The following is a 20521-nucleotide window of genomic DNA, read 5'->3' as shown; positions in this document are numbered from 1 at the left end:
AAAATTATCGATTCCTCCAAAAAAATGGTGTAAATAACACCAATACTGTAAACAATTCTAAACGTCCAATTAACATTAAAAATGAAGACCACCATTTTCCTAACGCTGGCAATGATTCATAATTATTTACAGGTCCAAAATCACCCAATGCTGGTCCAACATTTCCTAAACTTGAAGCAGATAATCCGATAGCAGACACAAAATCGATCTCAAACATAGAAAACACTAAAGCCCCTATAATAAAGGAGAGCATATACAAAATAAAGAAGGCTAATATGTTAAAAACAATATCTCCAGAAATAGACTTGGTATTATACCGAACAGGCAAAATGGCATTTGGATGCAACGAACGTTTAAACTCTAAAAAACCATTCTTTATTAAAATTAAGTGTCGCACTACTTTAACACCACCAGAAGTACTTCCCGCAGATCCTCCTAAAAACATTAAGCCAAAGAAGAAAACCATCAAAAAGGGTGTCCATAGGGTGTAATCTGCAGTTACAAAACCTGTTGTAGTTACAATTGCTAAAACCTGAAAAAGACCATGCCTAAAAGCACTCTCTTCTTCTCCATAAATCATTGGGTGAGATATTGAAGAAACAGAAACATCTGCCCTGAAGTATATTATTAAGGTTGCAATTAGAGTAAATATGGCAATAAACTTAAAATATAGTTTAAACTCCTCGTCCTTAATTATTTTTTGAACTTTTCCTTTAAATGCAAAATAACTTAAAACAAAATTAGTCCCTGCTAAAAACATAAATACCATAATGATATATTGTATTATGGGTTGTCCATTCCAATGCGCAATACTTGCATTTTTAGTCGAAAAGCCTCCTGTCGATAAAGTACACAAGGCATGATTAATAGCATCAAAAAATGACATACCTGCGACTTGAAGTAAAATAGTCTCGGCAGCCGTATATCCAAAATATATAAGCCATAGTCGTTTTGCCGTGTCTGTAATTCTAGGATGTAATTTATCAGCACTTGGACCTGGCGCTTCTGCAGCAAACATCTGCATACCTCCTATTCCCAGTAATGGTAGTATCGCAATTGCTAAAACAATAATTCCCATCCCGCCTATCCAATGTGTTAAACTACGCCAAAACAACACCCCTTTAGGGACGATTTCAATATCATTTAAAATTGATGCCCCAGTAGTTGTATAACCGGACATAGTTTCGAAAAAAGCATTTGTAAAACTTGGAACACTTTGAGTTAAAACATAAGGCAAAGTGCCCGATAATGCCATAATAATCCAGCCAAAAGCAACTACAATATACCCTTCGCGCTTATTCATTTCCTTGGTATGTTTTCTTGTAAGTACCATTACAACAAGACCAACAAGTAAGGTAATAGCTGAGGCAGAAAATAATTGAAGTGTAACACCATCCTTATAAATAAGACTAAATAAGGTTGCTAAAAGCATAAACCCGCCATTGAAAAGAACAAGTAAGCCTAGAAAATGAAAAATTATTTTGTAATTAAGTTTCATGAATTAAAGAAACAATTTTTCTACACCTTTTATGGATCGTAAAAGACAGCATACAACAACACGGTCCCCTTCCTGAATTTTAAAATCTCCCAGAGCAATTAACCCCACACCATTTCTAATTACGCCACCAATTATCGCAGACCTAGGAAAATCTATGTTTTTAATATACTTATTAGCGATTGCTGAGGTTGACTTAACTTCAAATTCCAATAACTCGGCGTTCATGTTATTAAGCTTTGTCATGGCAACTACTTCACCTTTTCGGATGTATCTAAAAATATTATTAGCCGCTAAAAGCTTTTTATTAATGAGTGTATCTATACCAATAGAGTGAGATAACTCAAAATAATCCATGTTTTCAACTAAAGCAATTGATTTCTTTACACCTTTACTTTTTGCAACAAGGCAAGACATAATATTGGTTTCAGAGTTATTACCAACCGCAATGAAGGCATCCATATCGCTAATACTTTCTTCATCGAGGATATCAACATCTCTACCATCACTATTTATTACTAATACGTTTGGCAAATTATCGGCTATTTCAAAAGCACGTTCCTTGCTCTGCTCTAAAAGCTTGACATTATAGCCTTTATCACTTAAATCTCTGGCTGTTTTATATCCAATTTGGGTACCGCCAAGAATCATAACACTTTTAATCTCTCGGATTATCTTACCCGTAAGTTTACAAAGCTCCTCAGCGCCACCTTCAGATGTAATAAAAACGACAGTATCTCCTTCTTTAAAAATAGTGTCTCCTCGAGGTATTAAAGTATATTGTGTCCCAGCTCTTTGTATTGCAATAGGAACAAAATGAATTTCAGGAAATATTTGCGCCGCTTCTTTTACTGTTCTTCCAACAAACTGAGCCTCTTTGGAAAGCGTAAGACCTGCCATTGTAAGCGCACCTTCTTCAAACTCGTAATTATCATCAAATGAAGATTGTTTTAACGATAGCTCAATTTCAGATGCAGCAAGGGCTTCAGGTGAAATTAATTCATCTATACCAAATTTTGTAAATCCAACTTCATCTTTATGGTTTATAAATTCAGTGTTTGAAATTCTTGCAATTGTGCGTTTCGCTCCTAATTGTTTTGCCAGAACGCAAACCGTAATATTTATAGTTTCAGACGAGGTAACGCCTATCACTAAATCGCTAGACTCAACACGTGATTCTTTAAGTATGGCTATTGAAGTAGAATCACCCCTTACAACCTTTATATCTAAATGATTATCTGCGTAGGCTAGACTGTCTTTATCGGTGTCAATTAGAGTAATCTCTTGCGATTCATAAGACAACAATTTTGCTAAATGAAATCCAACTTCACCAGCTCCAGCAATAATTATTTTCATTATTTAATTATCATAAAAAAGAGTTGCAAAGATAGTATAAAATAGGTATTGCTACATTAAATTCAACCAATATAATAATCTACTACTTCTTATTTAGTATTTCTATTAGTGTAATATAAATTACATATATTTTGACTTTGTTCGATAAGATAAAGTAAAAATATATTGAGTATGTTTGCACAAAATTTATTGATTTGTCAAAAGTAAAGCCCTACAAAAACAGTGATTTAGGAAAGAAAGAACAAGTCACGAAAATGTTTGATACCATTTCGGGAGATTATGATGGTTTAAATCGCGTAATATCTTTTGGAATTGATGTAAAATGGCGCAAAAAGGTTGTGAAAATTGTTTCCGATTGCTATCCAAAAACTGTTTTAGATATAGCTACTGGCACTGGCGATTTAGCCATTAATTTAGCCAAAACCAATGCAGAAAAAATAATTGGTCTAGACATTAGTAGTGGCATGTTAGAGATTGGAAAAGAAAAAATAAAAAAGAAAAACCTAGAAGCTCGAATAGAGATGATTTTAGGGGATTCTGAAAACATGCCATTCGAAGACAACACATTCGATGCCATTACAGTTGCTTTTGGAATAAGAAATTTTGAGACGCTTGAAAAAGGCTTAAAAGAAATTCTTCGTGTTTTAAAACCTAACGGCACTTTTGTTATTTTAGAAACTTCTATGCCAGATAAAACACCCTTTAAACAAGGTTATATTTTTTATACAAAAAATATTTTACCGGCAATTGGCCGTGTTTTTTCTAAAGATAGAAGTGCTTACAAGTATTTATGTGAATCGGCGTCTGTTTTTCCTTATGGTGAAGCATTGAACAATATTTTACATAAAATTGGGTTTATTAATGTTGAAGATTTTCCGCAAACCTTTGGTGTTGCAACAATTTATGTATCATCTAAACCATAATATGAAACAACTTTTCATTTTAATAACCTTCTTTTTTGCATTACATCAAGCTCACGCTCAATTATTTACCAAAAAGAAAGTACAGTATGACGCTAACCAAGGAAAGCGCTCTACCGATAATGATTTGTTAAGATGGGGATACTTTCTAGGAATTAATAACTACGATTTTAATTTTGATTATAACAACGATTTACGTGATGTCTATGTTAAAAGAAGTCCAGGTTTTAGTGTTGGTTTAATTGGAAACTTACGTGTTAATGATTATATCGATTTACGTTTAGAGCCGGGATTAATAATTACAACGCGCGAGTTAAACTATAGTGCTAATTATTTTCAAGGAATGAGTTTCTCTGATTCCGATTTAATTCGAGAGGTAAAATCAACATACATCCACATTCCTTTATTATTAAAATTTTCTACTAAACGTATTAATAACTTTAAACCCTTTATTGTTGGCGGTTTTTCAACAGCATTGAACCTATCAAGTAACGAAACAAACCCCAATGACAATAGAAATGGGCAATTTAGAACTACCAAAAACAACTTGTTTTATGAATTAGGTTTTGGTATCGACTTTTACTTTTATAATTTCAAATTCTCCCCATCCATTCGAGGTGTTTTCAGCTTAAATGATGAATTAATTAGAGATGAAGACCCGAATAGTCCATGGACAAGTAACATTGCCAATATGAAAACTAGAGGTGTTTTTATTAATTTCACATTTCAATAGAACAAATTAATTTTAGGTCAGGCCCTACTAAACTCACTCAATAAAATTGCTGTAGCGGTTGCAACATTTAAACTTTCTGTTGCTTGAATATCACCAAACCGGGGAATGGCTATTTTTTTATTTATTAAATTCTCTACGGTTTTGGATACCCCATGAGCCTCATTGCCCATAACCAATATTCCTTTTTTAGGCAATTCCATGTTGTAAACATTTTCGCCGTCCATATATGCACCAAATATTGGTAAAGAAGTTCTCTGTAAGAAATCGTTTAAGTCGACATAACTTATATTCACCCTTGCAATGGATCCCATTGTTGCTTGAATAACTTTAGGATTATAACAATCTACAGTTTCTTTACTGCATACCAATTCTTTAATTCCAAACCAATCGCAAAGTCTAATAATAGTACCTAAATTTCCAGGGTCACCAATAGCATCTAAAGCCACAAAAAATCCATCTTTCTCAATTGGTTTGGACTTTGGAATTTCAAAAATGGCTAAACTTTTATTAGGTGTTTTAAAAAAGCTAATGCGTTTTAATTCCGCTTCGGTAATTAAAATTCCTGCTTTGGCATTAAAATTGAGTGATTCTGTACTATATAATGTATGTAAAACAAGGTTAGACTGCAATAACTCTTTTATTGTTTTTATGCCCTCTACAACAAAAAGTCCATGTTGTTGTCTATACTTTTTTTGCTTGAGACTAGTAATTAATTTTATTTGACTTTTTGATAGCATCACATCTTGTTTTTGGTTTATAAAGTAAATGAAAATTGATGTGTTTGTTTAAGAGAATATAAGATTATTTTAAATATTTTTTTCGATTCAAATAATGTATTTTTGAATTCGAGAGCTCAACATTATTAAATCGAAAAAACAAAACCCTTGTTTTTAGATTTATACTTGAATTAATTTCATACTTATTTGAAACAACAACTCTTTAAAATATTTGTACTTACAGTTCTTGCATCCTATTTATCATCTTGTGATGCGGTGAAAAGAATTTCTGAAAACGAGTATTTACTTACCGAAAACAAGGTTATAGTAAACGGTAAAAAAGAAAGCTCTGAAACTATTAATAATTTATTATACCAAAAGCCGAATAGGAAAATCATTGGAGTTCCACTTCGTTTGCATATCTATAATGCCGCTCGACCAGAAATAGATTCCATTTTACAAGCTAAAATTTACAATGATCTTGAAAAGGTTGAACGCAAAACTAAATTATTATCTAGGAAGCAACTTGACAAAGATATTGAAACGCGAAAAGGATTTAATTCATGGTTAAAGAAAACTGGAGAGGCACCAGTAATTGTAAGTTCAAAGAAAACAAGTAAATCTATTAAACGATTCAGAGATTATTACTTTAATAATGGTTGGTTTGATGTAGACGCCACTTTTTATATTAATAAGGCAGAGAATAAACGAGCCAATATAGATTACTACATAACCACCGGAAAAGCGTTTCTAATTGACTCTATTTCAAAAAAAATCACCTCACCTTTGGTGGAGCTTTTATATGAAGCAAGTGAAAAGAATTCACTAATTAAAATAGGCGAACAATATAGAACACAAAATTTTGAAAATGAGAGAGAGCGTATTTCAACCGAATTACGAAACTCAGGTCTTTATCATTTTAGTCAAGACTATGTCACTTTTGAAATTGATACCATTGGTACAGATAAAAATGTTAATGTGGGTGTTCAAATACAAGATAGAGCCATAAGAACTCCCGATTCTTTAGAGCGCGTTCCTTTTAAAATATTTAAAGTAGATCGTGTAAATATTATTACAGATGGTACTTTTGCTAATAGAAGTAATTCGTTTAAAGATTCTATAACCTATGATAATTATAATCTCTACAGCTATGGAGAAATGCGTTATAAGCCAAAAGCCTTAACCGATGCAATTTTTATTACACCAAATACGGTTTTTAGAGATATAGACAGAACGAGATCTTATCGACATTTAAGTGAATTGCGTACATTTAAATACCCCGACATAAATTATGTAGAAGAGACCGATTCTACTTTAACCGCAAACATATTTTTGTCACCCTTAAAGAAATTTAGCCTAGGTTTTAGAGCAGAAGTTTCCCAAAGTAACATTCAATCTGTTGGGTTTGGTTTGAATCCTAGTTTACTAATTCGTAATATTTTTAAAGGCGCTGAAACATTTGAAGTTTCGGGTATTGCTTCGGTAGGTTCATCTAAAGATAAAAACGATGAAAACGATCCATTTTTTGACATTAATGAAATTGGTGTTGATTTAAGATTAACCATACCTCGAATTTTTTCACCGTTCAATACCGAAAAAATAATTCCTAAATATATGTCTCCAAGCACTAGTATTAGCTTGTCGACTACAAGTCAAACTAATATTGGTTTAGATAAACAAACTTTTAGCGGAAGCTTTAATTACAAATGGTCTCCATCCGATAAAATCACTAACAATCTGGACTTATTTAATGTGCAATATGTTAGAAATTTGAATGTTGAAAACTATTTTAGAGTATACGACACATCGTTTAACTCATTAAATAGTATCGCCCAAGATGTTAATTATATAGATCCCTCTGCTACTTTAAGCATTCCAGACGAAGCCGACAATTTCATTAACTACGCACTCGCAACACCTACACCTAATGAAATTACTAATAACCAGTTATTAACTATTAATAGTATTAACGAAAGAAAGGGAAGACTAACCGAGAACAACTTAATTTTTTCATCAAGTTTTGGTCTTACCAAGGATGGACGGACCAATTTATTTGACGAAGACTTTTCAATTTTTCGGTTTAGACTGGAGTTAGCAGGTAATTTATTAGCCAATGCTTCCCAATTATTAGGATTACAAAAAGATAGTGACGATCGTTTTGAAATTTTTAATGTGGCATTTTCACAATATGTAAAAACCGAATTCGACTATATTAAACACTGGGATTTAGGTAAAAAGAACGTACTTGCCATGCGCAGTTATTTAGGGATTGCTATCCCTTATGGAAACTCTACAAACATTCCATTCGCAAAGAGTTTCTTTGCTGGAGGTGCAAATGATAATCGAGCTTGGACTGCTTATAGTCTTGGACCAGGAAGTTCAGAAACCACAAACGAGTTTAATGAAGCCAATTTAAAACTCGCATTGGGTATAGAACAGCGTTTTAATGTTTTTGAAAATTTAAACGCCGCAGTATTTATTGATGCTGGTAACATTTGGAATGTATTAGACGATGTTGACGACGACCGCGCTACATTTACCGAATTTAATTCTTTGGAAGATATCGCCGTTGGCTCTGGGTTTGGTTTGCGATACGATTTTAGTTTTTTTGTGTTTCGTTTCGATATTGGATTTAAAACATACGACCCGTCTTATCGGGATGAAAATCGTTGGTTTAATGATTATAATTTCTCCAATGCGGTCTATAATATTGGTATAAACTACCCTTTTTAACTCACATATTTCTGTATAACACTATAACGTTTTAGTTTTATTTTAAGCTATTCAAGTCATATAATCACATTTAATTATTGAAATTTTGATTACTTTTGTTTCTCAATAATTTAGAAATCATATTAACAAAAAAATGGGACACAATATAAAACCAGGAGTAGCAACAGGGCAAGAAGTTCAAGCTATTTTCAACCATGCTAAAGCTAATAATTATGCACTTCCAGCAGTTAATGTTATCGGTTCCGATACTATAAACGGTGTTTTGGAAACAGCAAGAGATTTAAATGCACCTGTAATTATTCAATTTTCTAATGGGGGAGCTCAATTTAATGCTGGTAAAGGCTTGAGCAATGACGGACAGAAAGCGGCCATAGCTGGTGCTGTAGCTGGAGCTAAACATGTTCATACATTAGCTGAGGCGTATGGTGTTCCTGTAATTTTACATACTGACCATTGTGCCAAAAAATTGTTACCGTGGATAGATGGTTTACTTGATGCTAGTGAAAAACATTTTGCCGAAACTGGTAAATCTTTATTCAGTTCTCACATGATTGACCTTTCTGAAGAACCGATTGAAGAAAACATCGAAATATGTAAGCAATACCTTGAAAGAATGAGCAAAATGGGTATGACTTTAGAGATTGAGCTTGGTATTACAGGTGGTGAAGAAGATGGTGTTGATAATAGTGATGTCGATGTTTCAAAATTATATACTCAGCCAGAAGAAGTCGCTTACGCCTACGAAGAGTTAAGTAAAGTTAGCCCACAGTTTACAATAGCTGCAGCATTTGGTAATGTACATGGTGTTTACAAACCAGGAAATGTAAAATTAACGCCAAAAATCTTAAAAAATTCTCAAGAATATATTACAAAAAAGTATGGTGTTGAAGAAAACCATATCGATTTTGTATTCCACGGAGGGTCTGGTTCTACAGTAGAAGAAATTCGCGAAGGCATTAGCTACGGGGTTATTAAAATGAATATTGACACCGATTTGCAATATGCATTTATGAGTGGTATTAGAGATTATATGGGCGCGAAAGCAGACTACTTAAAATCTCAAATTGGTAATCCTGAGGGTGATGATTCTCCAAACAAGAAATACTACGACCCACGAGTTTGGTTACGTGAAGGTGAAAAAACTTTTGTAGCTCGACTAAAAAAGGCGTTCGAAGATTTAAATAATGTTAATACTTTATAAAGATTAGTCATTAACATAACATATTATTAAAGGCTCTGTTTTTCAGAGTCTTTTTTATTCGCTATTATTGATTTCCATAACAAAAACACTTGACCGTTACTTCTAATTTAAAAAAAGGTTTAATTTTGTGGTCAGACATTTTTAAAATCTGTCTTAATCCTTAACACTAATTTTGAAATTTAAAACAATATCAAAATTATAAAATCATAAATCACTATGTCTTGGTTTAAAAGAAAAGATAAAGGAATACAAACGTCTACTGAAGAAAAAAAAGACACTCCTAAAGGCCTTTGGTATAAATCGCCTACTGGAAAAATAATAGATACTAAAGAGCTTGAACAAAATTTTTACGTAAGTCCAGAAGATGGCTATCATGTTAGAATTGGCAGTAAAGAATACTTCGAAATACTTTTCGACGACAATAAATTTAAAGAGCTAGATGCTAGTTTAGAATCTAAAGATCCTTTAAAATTTGTTGATACTAAAAAATACCCAGAGCGTTTAAAAGCCGCTCAAGACAAAACCAAACTTAAAGATGCTGTTCGTGCGGCAGTTGGAAAATCTAAAGGTAAAGACTTAGTGGTTGCTTGTATGGATTTTAGTTTTATTGGAGGTTCTATGGGTAGTGTTGTGGGTGAAAAAATAGCGAGAGCTGCAGATTATGCTTTAAAGAACAATATCCCTTTTATGATTATCTCAAAATCGGGTGGAGCCAGAATGATGGAAGCTGCTTTATCGCTTATGCAATTAGCAAAAACCTCTGTTAAATTGGCTCAATTAGCCGATGCAGGAATACCATATATCTCATTATGTACGGATCCAACTACAGGTGGAACAACCGCTTCTTTCGCTATGTTGGGCGATATTAATATTGCCGAACCAGGTGCTTTAATTGGATTTGCTGGACCAAGAATTGTAAGAGATACCACAGGAAAGGAATTACCAGAAGGTTTCCAGACTTCGGAGTTTTTGTTGGAACATGGTTTCTTAGACTTTATAACACTTCGGAAAGAATTAAAAAACAAGGTAAATCAATATATAGATTTGATTTTAAATCAACCTTTAAGAGCATAAAAAAAAGAGCCATCTGGCTCTTTTTTTATTTAGATCATGTTATTTGTGAATCATTAAAAATTACTATATTTGCCGCTCGAAAGAAAGGCTTTCGTATACATAAAAATCATTTACAATAATATTAGCATGTATTTATCAAAAGAAGCAAAAGAAAAATTGTTCGCAAAACACGGTAAAGGAAAAAACGATACCGGTAGTCCAGAAGGACAAATTGCGTTATTTACACAACGAATTAACCACTTAACCGAACACTTAAAAAACAATCGTAAAGATTATAATACCGAGCGTTCGTTAGTGAAATTAGTAGGAAAGCGTCGTGCTTTACTAGATTACTTAACTAAGAAAGATATTTTAAGATATCGTGCCATAGTTAAAGAATTAGGATTAAGAAAATAAAAGACTAAAACCACGTTATGTAACGTGGTTTTTCTTTTTGCGTTAGGGATTGAGGTATTGTTGGAGCTCCTCACAGAGAGCGACTACCGAAAGCCCGACCCGACCTAAAGAAGGGTAACGCCCAAATATATATCTCTAGCGTAAGAGTTTAAAGCACGCATTGAAGAAGCTAGTTATAGTTTTTCATTGGTCACACAACAACTACACAACACAACGACCATTGTTTAACATGATTCAAGCAATTTTTGACTTGAACACAAGAAAAAATTTATGATTCCAAAAGTTTTTAAAGAGGTCATTGACCTAGGTGACGGTAGAGAAATTTCTATTGAAACCGGAAAATTAGCAAAACAAGCGCATGGAAGCGTTGTGGTGCAATCTGGAAAATGTATGTTATTATGTACAGTTGTTTCCAATTACAAACAAGCAGATGTTGACTTTTTACCGTTAACGGTAGACTACAGAGAGAAATTTGCTGCTGCAGGACGTTACCCGGGTGGTTTCTTTAAGAGAGAAGCTAGACCTAGTGACGGGGAGGTTTTAACGATGCGTTTAGTAGACCGCGTTTTACGTCCGTTGTTCCCAAAAGATTATCATTCTGAAACTCAGGTAATGATTCAATTAATGTCTCATGATGATGAAGTTATGCCAGATGCTATGGCAGGTTTAGCAGCTTCGGCAGCTATTCAATTATCTGATTTCCCATTTGAATGCCCAATCTCTGAAGCTAGAGTTGGACGTATTAATGGCGAATTTATAATCAACCCAACACGAGCACAGTTAGAAGAATCTGATATCGATATGATGATTGGTGCTTCTGCTGATTCTGTAATGATGGTTGAAGGTGAGATGGATGAGATTTCTGAAGAAGAAATGACTGAGGCTATTAAGTTTGCACACGAAGCTATTAAGGTACAATGTGCTGCACAAGTAGCTTTAGCTGAAGCTTTCGGTAAAAAAGAAGTACGTGAGTATGAGCCAGAACGCGAAGATGAAGATTTAGCAAAGAAAATCCATGATATGGCATACGACAAAGTGTATGCTGTGGCCAAAGCTGGTTCTGCTAAGCATGAACGCGGCGCTGCATTTGCTGAAATAAAAGAAGAAATTAAGGCCACATTTAGTGAAGAAGAATTAGAAGACTTTGGTGGTTTAGTGTCTAAATACTACTCTAAAGCTGAAAAAGCTGCCGTTAGAGACTTAACCTTAAACGAAGGTTTACGTTTAGACGGGCGACAAACAGATGAAATTAGACCAATTTGGTGTGAGGTAGATTATTTACCGTCTACACATGGTTCGGCAATCTTTACACGTGGGGAAACTCAAGCATTAGCTACAGTTACTTTAGGTACTAGTAGAGAAGCAAACCAAATTGATATGCCATCTTTTGAAGGTGAAGAGCGTTTCTATTTACACTATAACTTCCCTCCTTTTTCAACAGGTGAAGCGCGACCAATTCGTGGTACTTCACGTCGTGAAGTAGGACATGGTAATTTGGCGCAACGTGCTTTAAAAGGTATGGTTCCCGAAGATTGTCCTTATACTGTTCGTGTCGTATCTGAGGTATTAGAATCTAATGGTTCGTCGTCTATGGCAACGGTTTGTTCTGGTACAATGGCGCTTATGGATGCTGGTGTACAATTAAAGAAACCTGTTTCTGGTATTGCTATGGGATTAATCTCTGATACTGATTCTGGAAAGTACGCTGTATTATCTGATATTTTAGGTGATGAAGATCACTTAGGGGATATGGATTTTAAAGTTACAGGTACCGAAGACGGTATTACTGCTTGCCAAATGGACATTAAAGTAAAAGGATTAAGCTACGAGATTTTAGTGAATGCACTAAAACAGGCACGTGAAGGTCGTTTACACATTTTGGGCAAATTAACTGATACGATTGCTGCACCTAATGCAGAAGTAAAAGAGCACGCGCCTACTATGGTTACTAGACGCATTCCAAACGAATTTATTGGCGCTTTAATAGGTCCTGGTGGAAAAGTAATTCAAGAATTACAAAAAGAAACTGAGACGACTATTGTAATTAACGAAGATCCAGTTACCGAAGAAGGTATAGTAGAAGTTTTAGGTGTAGGTAGCAAAGGTATTGATGCTGTTATGGCAAAAATAGATTCACTTATGTTTAAACCTGAAGTTGGTAGTGTTTACGAAGTAAAGGTTATTAAAATGCTAGATTTTGGAGCGGTTGTAGAATACGCAGATGCTCCAGGAAACGAGGTATTATTACACGTTAGTGAATTGGCTTGGGAACGCACAGAAAATGTAAGTGATGTTGTAAACATGGGCGACGTTTTTGATGTGAAATACTTTGGTGTGGACCCAAGAACGCGTAAAGAGAAAGTGTCTCGAAAAGCAATTTTACCCAAACCAGAGGGTTATGTTGCGAGACCACCAAGAGATAATAACCGAGGTGGTGGACGCGATAACAGAGGTAGAGATAATCGCGGACGTGACAACAGAGGTAGAGATAATCGCAGAGACGATAGAAAACCTAGAGAAGATAAGAAAGAAGATTAATTCTTTCCAAGAATTCAATAGTTTTAAAAGCCTGTTTCAAATTATGAAACAGGCTTTTTACTTACAGAAATAAACAGTAAATTGTATAGCTAATTATCACCATATCTATGACTTAATTTACTTTAGTTCCTTCATTATAACCAACCGCTAACCAGTGATAAAATTCTTTAGAAAAGTTAGACAACAATTACTCTCTGAAAATAAATTCAGTAAGTATCTTCTTTATGCAATTGGTGAGATAATACTCGTTATTTTAGGTATATTGATTGCACTTCAAATTAATAATTGGAATGAAAATCGAAAGGATACGGCCAAAGAAATACAATTCTTAAATAATTTTAAAAATGATCTCATAACAAATAAAAAAGAATTAAATCGGATCATTAAAAAAACAGAAAAATTAGCTGCAGCTTCCGATTCAATTTTAAAACTTTATCACGGTGAATTGGAAGATTTTGGAATGGAAAAATTTATCAAACTTGTAATGAGAGGCGGCAGTTTTGTAACCTATAAAACACGAGAAGGAACCATACAAGACTTATTAAGTTCTGGAGCATTAAATAATATTAAAAATGATAATATTCGTTTAGCTATTGGGTCTTGGAAGGATAACCTAAAAGAAATTCGTGAATGGGAAGAGTATAGTATAAACTCAAAACAAGTTTATGATGAATATTTGAGTCACCATATAGATATTTACAATTTTAATAGCGAACAACCACCGATTAACAATAAAATTAAAAAAAATCTTTTTAATGATCGTCTTTTTCTAAATAATGTTTCCGATAGAGTTTTCTATAATAGAAGGCTCAATCATTATTACAAAAATGAATTTCCAAAATTAGATACTTTAATCGCACAAATTAATAAAGAATTGGAGATCAAAATCTAATAATATTTTAGAAAAGATAAAATAATGAAAGGCTAACAACGTATGTAATTCATTGCTTGATTCTTGCTTACTTACGAAAATCCTAGCGGATTTTCTATTCGGTTTGTATTTGCTAAATTAGGTGCTTAAACACGCAACGAGATCATACACAGATACGTTGTCTGCAACCTTAAAAAATATAGAAATGAAAAAATCAGTTATCGGGTTAATATTAGTTATTGCTTGCTCAAGCCTATCATTCTCGCAGGATTCTAAGGCCGAAGATGAAATTAAAACTCTTTCACAGAAGAAGTGGACATGGATGGCGGACAAAAATGTGGACGAACTAGACAGACTTTTTGATGACAGGTCAAAATTCGTTCATATGAGCGGGACTTGGAACAAAGACAGAGAACTCGAAATAATTGAATCTGGCAGCATTTGGTATAAGCAAGCCGATGTTCATGATGTCACAGTAGAAATTTTTGATAGTACTGCCGTGCTCTGGAATAGAATAACATTGGTTGCTCACGTAAGAGGGAACGACGTATCCAATGAATTTACAGTAACTGAAATCTATAAAAAGGCAGAAACTGGTTGGAAATTGTTGGATTTGACATTTAGCAAGGTTAGGGACACCCATGAAATTGAGCATTAGTTGGCCAATTAATGTAATGCTAAAAAAAGAAGCAGACAAAACCTAAACGTAATAAGGACTTTAGGGCTTAATCGAAAGGTCTGTGTATATTTAGGAAGTCGCTAAATCTTATGGATTTAGCTTTGGACAAGAAAAAATAAAACTAAACAATAAGCTTTAGCGGAAACGAAAAATTTCCTAGCTGCCGCACTAAGCTTAGCCTAACTGTTATGCCCAATAATAATGGACTTTAGTAGAAAAGAAAAAAACAAATTATTTCTAAGAATGGATAAACGTTTAAAAAGTGAAAATGATCTCTCAGGTAGTTCAGCAAAATCGATAATTCGACTATTAAATTTTATTATTGATACGTTTGTTTGGTTAATACTTTACTTATCATTCGCCTACATTTTTGATCTTTATTTTTTCAGATTTCGTTCATATTTAATAAATTATATATATAGTATATCTTTAGGTCTGATTCTCTATTTGGCGTATTATTGTATACTGGAATTTTCTTTTCAAAGAACCTTTGGGAAGTTTTTAACGAGAACTAAAGTAATTAGTAAATATGGAGGTGAGATTACGTTCCCAATAATCGTTATAAGAACAATTTCAAGATTAATCCCGATAGATATTCTTTGCTTTTTGTTTTCAAAAAATGGTCTTCATGACAAACTATCAAACACACTAGTAATAAAAACTAATGCCAACAATGTATAACCGCAATTACGGCGGATTCGACTACATCCTAATCCACTCCGAATTACGAGCGTCAGTGCTTAACCGAAAAATAATAACTTAAAACATGTAACTAATGGTTATGCGAAACCGTTGTAATCAATTTAAAAATACTTAATAATGAAACAAATTACATTTCTTATTGCACTGCTTGTGTTAAATTATACTTATTCGTTTGCGCAAGATATAGGATCTAAAACGCTAGAAGAGATTCGTTTAAAACAAGTTGAAAACATCAAAAATCCTGAATTATGGGATATGGAGCGAATGAAAGGCGATATTGAGCCAATAAGTGAACGTGAACCTATTAGGTTTGGCGCTTTCCCCGTCCCTCATTACAATAGTCTGTTTGGCTTTAACTACAGAGGAGGTGGGGAAATTAATAATCGAATGGCTCGATCTTTACCGGATTATAGGATTACCATGAAAGATAAGGAAATTGTGTTTTGCAGTTTTCATATAGGCAATAGTCCATTTTATAAAGAAGAACAACGAAATACCGCTTTTTTTACTGTTATTACAGTCATAGACACTGTTGATACTAATAATTTCGCTTTAGGTACATCCAGAATCATTTCAAGAAATCACCCAGATTATGGTGGTGAGGGATCGTTTATTACAAGAGATAACAAGGTTGAATTTGTTGCATTTACAACACCTGATAAAGGTAGCTTTGCAATCGTGAACATGAGGCTTTTTCATCTGGAATATGGAAATATTATTTTAATCACACCTCAAAAAGATGGTTCTTTTAGATCACTCCAGATAAAGGGTTCAGTACCTCTTGCAGATGGTAGTTTTGATTATATAAAAACAAATGTGTTACAAAGAGAAGAAGTAATTAAATTTCTTACTGTAGAAGGAGTAATTTAAAATTGATTACAACTTATATAAGACAGTGCTACATAAATGGTCGCACTGTGCATATACTAACCGTTGTGTGTAATTTGAGTAAAAGTTTTAGAAAATATATTTATGGAACTTATAGAAGTCAACAACACAAACTATGGGTTTGTAAAAGATTTTAAATACAAACCAGAAATTAGAGCGAGTTTCAATGATTTGACTCAGGCCATATTTGAATTCAACTTCGAAAATTGGTATTTAAATGGTTACTGGAATGACAATTACATTCCTTATTCATTATTGCATAAAAAAAAAGTGATATCAAATGTTTCGGTTAGTAAAATGGAGTTTATTATCGCAAATGAGAAAAAAGTAGGTGTACAAATTGGTACTGTTATGACCCACAAAGAATACCGACATCAAGGTCTTAGCCAGTTCATTATGGAGCACGTAATAAATGAATGGAAAGAACAGTCAGATTTTGTATATCTATTTGCCAACGACAGTGTTCTTGATTTTTATCCGAAGTTTGATTTCGAGATTATAGATGAATACCAATATTCGAAACAGCTAAATACTAGTAACACGCTAAATTCATCTTTAAAAAAACTCAATATAGATGTCAAATTTGACAGAGAGTTGTTTCTAAGTATCCTAAACGACACAAGTCCAATAGCCAAAGTATCAATGCAAAACAATACATCGTTAATTATGTTTTATTGTTCTTCCTATAAGAAAAATAGCATCTATTACCTCGAAAAACTCAATACTGCAATTATTATGGATATTAAAGATAATACACTTTACTTAAGTGATGTATTTTCAAAAGAACCAGTCCAACTAAACGACGTAATTCAAATAATAACGAATGACACCATAAAAAGAGTAATCCTGGGATTTACCCCATTAGATGAGGCTGGTTACGACAGAAGTTTGATAAAAACAGGAGATACATTATTTGTAATGAAAGGTATGGCTAACTATTTCAAAAATAATTATTGGAGGTTTCCAGTTTTATCTCACGCCTGAAAATTGACTCGATTAAAAACATTACAGAAATGAAAATAACAGCATTGACATCATTTTGTGTAGACTTATTTCCTGAATTAGATAAAGTCTATGTAGGAGGGAATTCATTAAACTTTGCGACTCAATGCAAACTTTCAGGATACAAAAACATCTCAGTGATTGGTGCCGTTGGTAAAGACAGTTTTGGAAAACAAATAGAAAATCAATTAGATAAATTAAACATCAATCGTTCTAGATTGTACCAAATTGACGAACCAACTGCGTCAAATAAAATTTTCATTAATGAAAAAGGAGATAGATACTTTAAAGAAGATAGTTGGAATGGTGGCGCGTTTGATAAATTTAGATTATCAGAAAATGATTGGAATTCACTAGCTAACAGTAGAATTGTTGCAATGCCAGCCGGAGACCCTAACTTGAAAGAATTGTTGAAAAGACGAAATGAAAAACAATTAGTAGTTATTGACTTTTTAGACTATTTTAATATTGATTTCATTAAAGAACATATAGATAAAATCGACATTGTTTTTCTGAGTGGTAAAGAAGAAATGCTAGATGAACTACAAGAACTTTCTTCCCAAAAGGGAAAACTAATAGTGCCGACTTTAGGTGCAAAAGGTAGTATAGCTCTTTCTGAAAATAAAAGATATTATCAAAAAGCGATTGAAGTTAATAAAATTGTTGACACAACAGGCTGTGGAGACGCTTTTCAAGCAGCTTTTAGTATTGAATGGCTGAATACTAAAGACATAGAAAAGTCATTAATAGAAGGTTCGATTGCTGCTAGTAAAATTTTGAATTTTATAGGTGGCGTTGAACAAGAATAGAAAACTACACAAAAAAACGTGTATAGCTCACTACTTCTGAATCACTGACTCCAAGATTACAATAATATTACTATCTTTCCTAAATTGAATCATAAGCGGCAACAGCTTCGCTCTTTTAACCACTTGGAATTTTAAGCAGGCTCACGCCCGCTTAATTCGACCGCAAAAAAGCTTCGCTGCCAGACGCAACATACCATACACGCAACTAAACATATATAAGACTGTTGTAAGCAAGCAGAAAATTAAGAACCAAAGAGAAAAGAGAATGAGTTTAAAAATTATAGAATTTAAAGTAATTCTAATTTTTGGAATTTTATCTATAATCCTTTCGTGCAGCGGCCAAACCAAAACAAAAAACTTTAACACACCTGAAAAGACTATTGCGCTGGGGAAAACTGTTTCGAAAATTGAAAAAAAAATATTAATCATCTTCCAAGACTCTAAAAATAATCTTTGGTTTGGTGGTAATGATAACGGAGTTTATAAATATGATGACAAAAGTTTAGTTCTTTATACTGAAAAAGATAAGCTTATTGAAAATAATGTTTGGGGAATACAAGAAGATAGATTTGGAAACATCTACTTCGACACAGCAGAAGGGGTAAGCAAATTTGATGGTCAACAATTTACAACCCTAAATGTAGTTGAAAATAGTTCTTTCAAGAATGAATGGAAATTAGAACCAAACGATTTATGGTTTAGAATGGGATGGAACAATAGCGGACCATATCGATTTGATGGAGAAAACTTATATCATTTACAATTTCCGAAGAATATAATTGAAGACAAGTTCTATTCAATAAATCCAAATGTTAGTTACAATCCTTATGGCGTTTATCATATCTATAAAGACTCTAAAGGTAATATGTGGTTTGGCACTTCCAATCTAGGTGTATATAAATATGACGGGAATAATATTCGTTGGATGTTTGAAAAACATTTAACAGAAACACCCGACGGAGGTTCCTTCGGAATTCGGTCGATTATTGAAGATAAAGATGGATTCATTTGGATTTGTAATCCGAAGTACAAATTCAAAATATTGCCCGATAACACAAAAACTAATGACCTCAAACAGATAAATTATCAACGAGAGTTTGGAATTGAAATTAAAAATTTAAAAAGTTTGTATTTTATGTCAATGACGATAGATAATAAGGGAGACTTGTGGATGGTAACTTACGATAATGGTGTTTGGAGAAAAAATGAAAATGAGCTAATTCATTATCCTATTAAAGACGGTGACACTGAAGTTTTACTCTTCTCAATTTATAACGACAACCAAGGCACTCTTTGGCTTGGAACGCATAATGCTGGAGTTTACAAATTTAATGGAGAGTCATTTGAAAAATTTGAACTGTAAAAAACCAGCTTACAACAACGCGTATAATCAATTGCTAATACTCGTCCAATTACGAAAATTCCCGCAGATTTTCTATTCGGTTTTTATTTGCTACATTAGTTGTTGTAATACGCCACTATTTATAAACAAACGCTTTAGCTCCAATCATATAAAACGCGCTTTATAAAAAGTATTAAAAAGGCTACTTCAATCCTCATAAAAATGAGGCGGGTTCCGAAAAACTTATAAGTAGGAAAAATTAAATAAATAAAAATGGAAAACTTAATAAATTTATCACAAATTACTGTTGCAATATCTGTCGTATATGTTTGGACTTTTAGGTTTCATAATGTCTTAAAAGAATTCGAACAGTTTGGCCTAAGTGATTTAACTCGAAACATTGTAGGAACAACTAAAATCTCTTTAGCTACATTGCTTGTTGTAGGTATTTGGCATCCCTCATTAGTTCTTATTCCATCTATTCTTATGAGTATATTAATGATAGGTGCTCAATATTTTCATTTCAAAATTAATAATCCATTTATCAAACATTTACCATCGCTAATTCTTTTTTTTCTGAGTATTTTTATAGCTTATTCATCAATTTAATAAATATGTATTTAGTTACAATATGTATTTTAGTATCAAGTTTATCTTTTTTGTTATATGCTTTTTCATATTTTAATGCACCTCATATGAAAAACGAATTTAAACGGTTTGGTTTAGAAAAAATAGGATTAACAATCGTTTTATTAGAAATCATTGGAGCTTTTGGCCTATTGGTAGGTCTTAAGTTTAATTTTATTCTAATGATTTCATCCCTCGGTCTAGCATTACTAATGTTCGTTGGGCTCATTGTAAGAATAAAGCTAAAAGATAGCATTTGGATTTCATTACCTGCTTTATTTTATATGACCTTGAATTCATATATTTTTTATACATCAACAAATTTAACGACCTGATTAATTGAAATATAGAACATCTACTCTGTAAATATTTAAAAAACAGAAGCTAAAAACGTCTATTTAATCGCTTATTCTAACCTAATTGGAAATTCCCAAGAAAT

Annotated in this window: 19 protein-coding genes; 16 read left to right on the top strand and 3 right to left on the bottom strand. The window is 33.1% G+C overall.

Annotated features, from left to right (window positions below; translation table 11 throughout):
- Positions 1–4 precede the first annotated feature (4 nt).
- Together FEF17_RS08120 and trkA are read right to left on the bottom strand one after the other, a co-directional pair.
- Positions 5–1498, bottom strand: a complete 1494-nt coding sequence (locus FEF17_RS08120; RefSeq protein ID WP_139001838.1) for a TrkH family potassium uptake protein — start codon at positions 1496–1498, stop codon at positions 5–7.
- A 3-nt stretch (positions 1499–1501) separates the two neighbouring features.
- Positions 1502–2851 (bottom strand): Trk system potassium transporter TrkA, encoded by a 1350-nt coding sequence (gene trkA / locus FEF17_RS08115; RefSeq protein WP_139001837.1) that lies wholly within the window; start codon positions 2849–2851, stop codon positions 1502–1504.
- A gap of 194 nt (positions 2852–3045) precedes the next feature.
- Between trkA and ubiE the strand changes: the two genes are divergently transcribed.
- Positions 3046–3774: a bifunctional demethylmenaquinone methyltransferase/2-methoxy-6-polyprenyl-1,4-benzoquinol methylase UbiE gene (gene ubiE, locus FEF17_RS08110; RefSeq protein WP_170180982.1), complete on the top strand. Its 729-nt coding sequence runs from the start codon at positions 3046–3048 to the stop codon at positions 3772–3774.
- Position 3775: 1 nt separating this feature from the next.
- The gene (gene porT, locus FEF17_RS08105; protein WP_139001835.1) at positions 3776–4504 is read left to right on the top strand and encodes a type IX secretion/gliding motility protein PorT/SprT; all 729 of its coding nucleotides are present in this window, start codon (positions 3776–3778) and stop codon (positions 4502–4504) included.
- A gap of 17 nt (positions 4505–4521) precedes the next feature.
- Here the strand turns inward: porT and FEF17_RS08100 are convergent, their stop codons facing one another.
- Entirely contained in the window at positions 4522–5241 is a 720-nt protein-coding gene (locus tag FEF17_RS08100) for a TrmH family RNA methyltransferase (RefSeq protein ID WP_139001834.1), read from the bottom strand.
- Between the two features lie 186 nt (positions 5242–5427).
- Here FEF17_RS08100 and tamL point away from each other — a divergent pair, with 186 nt between their 5' ends.
- The 14 genes from tamL to FEF17_RS08030 all read left to right on the top strand — a co-directional run bounded on the left by tamL (position 5428) and on the right by FEF17_RS08030 (position 20417).
- The gene (gene tamL / locus FEF17_RS08095; protein ID WP_139001833.1) at positions 5428–7953 is read left to right on the top strand and encodes a translocation and assembly module lipoprotein TamL; all 2526 of its coding nucleotides are present in this window, start codon (positions 5428–5430) and stop codon (positions 7951–7953) included.
- Positions 7954–8086: 133 nt separating this feature from the next.
- On the top strand, positions 8087–9154 hold the full coding sequence (fbaA, locus tag FEF17_RS08090) for a class II fructose-bisphosphate aldolase (RefSeq protein WP_139001832.1): 1068 nt from the start codon (positions 8087–8089) through the stop codon (positions 9152–9154).
- Between the two features lie 216 nt (positions 9155–9370).
- Entirely contained in the window at positions 9371–10228 is an 858-nt protein-coding gene (accD, locus tag FEF17_RS08085) for an acetyl-CoA carboxylase, carboxyltransferase subunit beta (protein WP_139001831.1), read from the top strand.
- Between the two features lie 126 nt (positions 10229–10354).
- Complete coding sequence (gene rpsO, locus FEF17_RS08080; RefSeq protein ID WP_139001830.1) at positions 10355–10624, top strand: 30S ribosomal protein S15; 270 nt, start codon at positions 10355–10357, stop codon at positions 10622–10624.
- Between the two features lie 270 nt (positions 10625–10894).
- Positions 10895–13162, top strand: coding sequence for a polyribonucleotide nucleotidyltransferase (locus FEF17_RS08075; protein ID WP_139001829.1), 2268 nt, complete (start codon positions 10895–10897; stop codon positions 13160–13162).
- A 154-nt stretch (positions 13163–13316) separates the two neighbouring features.
- The gene (locus tag FEF17_RS08070; RefSeq protein ID WP_139001828.1) at positions 13317–14054 is read left to right on the top strand and encodes a DUF6090 family protein; all 738 of its coding nucleotides are present in this window, start codon (positions 13317–13319) and stop codon (positions 14052–14054) included.
- Positions 14055–14175: 121 nt separating this feature from the next.
- On the top strand, positions 14176–14691 hold the full coding sequence (locus FEF17_RS08065) for a nuclear transport factor 2 family protein (protein WP_246046808.1): 516 nt from the start codon (positions 14176–14178) through the stop codon (positions 14689–14691).
- A gap of 222 nt (positions 14692–14913) precedes the next feature.
- Complete coding sequence (locus FEF17_RS14520) at positions 14914–15393, top strand: RDD family protein (protein WP_139001827.1); 480 nt, start codon at positions 14914–14916, stop codon at positions 15391–15393.
- A gap of 171 nt (positions 15394–15564) precedes the next feature.
- Positions 15565–16284, top strand: coding sequence for a hypothetical protein (locus tag FEF17_RS08055; RefSeq protein ID WP_139001826.1), 720 nt, complete (start codon positions 15565–15567; stop codon positions 16282–16284).
- Positions 16285–16386: 102 nt separating this feature from the next.
- Positions 16387–17286 (top strand): GNAT family N-acetyltransferase, encoded by a 900-nt coding sequence (locus FEF17_RS08050; RefSeq protein ID WP_139001825.1) that lies wholly within the window; start codon positions 16387–16389, stop codon positions 17284–17286.
- Positions 17287–17315: 29 nt separating this feature from the next.
- Complete coding sequence (locus FEF17_RS08045; RefSeq protein ID WP_139001824.1) at positions 17316–18113, top strand: carbohydrate kinase family protein; 798 nt, start codon at positions 17316–17318, stop codon at positions 18111–18113.
- A 265-nt stretch (positions 18114–18378) separates the two neighbouring features.
- Positions 18379–19476 carry a ligand-binding sensor domain-containing protein gene (locus tag FEF17_RS08040; RefSeq protein ID WP_139002162.1) on the top strand — a complete coding sequence of 366 codons (1098 nt, stop codon included), beginning with the start codon at positions 18379–18381 and terminating at the stop codon, positions 19474–19476.
- A 252-nt stretch (positions 19477–19728) separates the two neighbouring features.
- Positions 19729–20064: a DoxX family protein gene (locus FEF17_RS08035; protein WP_139001823.1), complete on the top strand. Its 336-nt coding sequence runs from the start codon at positions 19729–19731 to the stop codon at positions 20062–20064.
- 86 nt (positions 20065–20150) lie between these two features.
- Positions 20151–20417 carry a hypothetical protein gene (locus FEF17_RS08030; RefSeq protein ID WP_246046807.1) on the top strand — a complete coding sequence of 89 codons (267 nt, stop codon included), beginning with the start codon at positions 20151–20153 and terminating at the stop codon, positions 20415–20417.
- The last annotated feature ends 104 nt before the right edge of the window (positions 20418–20521 follow it).

Origin of the sequence: Hyunsoonleella aestuarii (genome assembly GCF_006148925.1) — a bacterium.
Lineage (GTDB): Bacteria > Bacteroidota > Bacteroidia > Flavobacteriales > Flavobacteriaceae > Algibacter_D > Algibacter_D aestuarii.
Note: the sequence above shows the minus strand (reverse complement) of the source record. Positions and strands in the feature narration are given on the sequence as shown.